This window comes from Tritonibacter sp. SIMBA_163 (genome assembly GCF_046535935.1).
GTDB classification, from domain to species: domain Bacteria; phylum Pseudomonadota; class Alphaproteobacteria; order Rhodobacterales; family Rhodobacteraceae; genus Epibacterium; species Epibacterium scottomollicae.
Genome location: NZ_JAWJBP010000099.1, coordinates 1 through 551 on the forward strand (window position 1 = coordinate 1; position 551 = coordinate 551).

Genomic DNA, 551 nt, shown 5'->3' on the forward strand with positions numbered 1-551 from the left:
GGCTTGGAACACCGCTCGGGCGGTCTGGTGCGTGGCGATGGACTGCGACCACGAGCTGCTGCCCATGTCGCCCACCTGATCCCGCACGTAGCGGTCGAGGGCCAGACCCCTCAAGCCGGATCGGCGTCCGTTGGTGACGGCGATGGAGGTGACGTGAGCGTGGGCGTGGACGGTCTTCGTGACCTGATCCACCGCCATGTTGAGGAGCTGGGGCACGCGGATGGTGCGGCCGGCGAGCTGCTTGGCCTGCGACGCCCGGAACTTCGCCCGCTCCCGCATTGTGGCACCGGGGTCGGGCGCGTTGAACTGCGGCAGCTTGGCCTGCCGGTCGGTCCGGGCCTTGAGCAGCGGCTCGCCGCTGATGGCCACGGGCTTCTTCCACTCGACCTTCTCCCATTCGCCGTGAGCGTCCACGTCGAGGTCAAACACGGGCACTTCGTGGTATGCGGACATGGCGAAGTTGCGGATGGCCCGCTGCCACACGCGGGGCGAGGTCATCACCTTGGCGGCGGAGAACGAGCCCCGCATGGTGCGGCTCGACTGGCCGGGGA

1 protein-coding gene is annotated in these 551 nt (G+C 69.0%); it reads right to left on the reverse strand.

The window, feature by feature from the left end; all coding sequences use genetic code 11:
• A partial coding sequence (locus tag R0J92_RS21595; protein WP_411053142.1) for a hypothetical protein occupies positions 1–429 on the reverse strand: 429 nt, incomplete at its 3' end.
• Positions 430–551 lie beyond the last annotated feature (122 nt).